Annotated in this window: 3 protein-coding genes; 1 reads left to right on the top strand and 2 read right to left on the bottom strand. The window is 63.2% G+C overall.

Annotation, left to right across the window (positions count from 1 at the left end):
* A partial coding sequence (locus tag EN906_RS34715) for a hypothetical protein (RefSeq protein ID WP_127375802.1) occupies positions 1-450 on the bottom strand: 450 nt, incomplete at its 3' end.
* A 125-nt stretch (positions 451-575) separates the two neighbouring features.
* On the opposite strand from EN906_RS34715, the gene EN906_RS34720 reads away from it, so the two are divergent.
* On the top strand, positions 576-809 hold the full coding sequence (locus EN906_RS34720; RefSeq protein ID WP_031213688.1) for a DUF2093 domain-containing protein: 234 nt from the start codon (positions 576-578) through the stop codon (positions 807-809).
* Here the strand turns inward: EN906_RS34720 and EN906_RS34725 are convergent.
* Positions 806-1,179: tetraacyldisaccharide 4'-kinase (locus EN906_RS34725; RefSeq protein WP_206529266.1), on the bottom strand; the 374-nt coding region annotated here is incomplete at its 5' end. The genes EN906_RS34720 and EN906_RS34725 overlap by 4 nt on opposite strands.

Consider the following 1,179-nt stretch of genomic DNA (forward strand, 5'->3'; position numbering starts at 1 on the left):
GCCCGCCAATGCACCCAAAGCGGCAGCGTTGCGCGGGACTGGAGCCTGCGGCGGGATAAGCGACAGCAATGACAGCCCCGCAACCCTGGCAGGAGCATTATCATTGGCCGTTGTCGGAGGCGGCAAGAAGGCTCGCGGCGTTTCGGCTTCGGGTTTTGCCTTTCTCGCCGCGATCGTTGCCAACGCCGCCTCTTCGCCCGTCTCAAGTTGGGCAAGATAGGCATCGACGATGCCAGCCGATGCGATCTGCTGCGATTTGACGGCCATTGGCGCGGCCGGCAAAGTCAACAGCGCTGGCGCTGTCTGTTGTGCGAGCAGAGACGGCGCCGGCGGTTGGACCAGCGCCTTGACCAGTGCCGTCATGACTGGATCGGCCTGCCCCGAGGGCACGGCCTGCGGCGTCATCACTTCCCTGAGCAAGGCGGGAAGACGAGTGGAGGAAATGTCCATTGCGGCCCACCAACACCATTTTTCCGCCTCACAATAAGCGTTCAGCATTGTCTCAGGCTTGTCGCATGCTTGACCTCGCCGGGAATTTATGGCGATGAAATCCTCATGAACCCTGGCGTCCCCGCATGATGAACCGTTTCGAAGGCCCCGGCGGCAAGGAAGCCCGCATCCGCTATCTGGATGGCGACTTCCAGGTTACCAGTCCCGGCGCGTTCGTGCGTTGCGCGGTGACAGGCGAAAGCATTCCGCTCGACGAGTTGAAATACTGGAGCGTCGCCAGGCAGGAGCCGTACATCAGCGCCACCGCCTCGCTGCGCCGCGAAATCGAGATGCATCCGGAGCTGCGTAAACGCGGTTAACCCTTCAGCTTGCGCTGGCGCCAGGCATCGAGCGTCTCGTCGATGATGCGCTCGGGAACGTGATCGAGTTCGAAGACAGTGTCGATCTCCAGCACCTCGAGCCGGTCGAGAAAGTCCTGTGGGGCGCCGTGGCGCAGCCGGGCCGCGTCCTTGGCGGTGGTGATGAGCACCAGCCCCTCAGTGCGTGCGGTCGCCGCCAACTCGGCAAGTTCGTCCTCGGCAAAGAAATGGTGGTCCGGAAACGGCCGCGTCAACGCCAGTTCGCCGCCGGCTTCGCGCACCGTGTCGAAGAATTTCTCGGGATGGCCGATACCGGCGAAGGCGAGGAACCGCTTGCCGGCAAGCCCTGCCTTGCCGCTTGGCTCTGTAT

The organism is Mesorhizobium sp. M7A.F.Ca.CA.004.06.1.1, assembly GCF_003999135.1.
In the GTDB taxonomy this organism is placed as follows: domain Bacteria; phylum Pseudomonadota; class Alphaproteobacteria; order Rhizobiales; family Rhizobiaceae; genus Mesorhizobium.

Excerpts from the sequence above, each read along its gene's own strand:
- EN906_RS34720 (WP_031213688.1), top strand. The coding sequence starts at position 576 with ATGATGAACCGTTTCGAAGGCCCCGGCGGCAAGGAAGCCCGCATCCGC.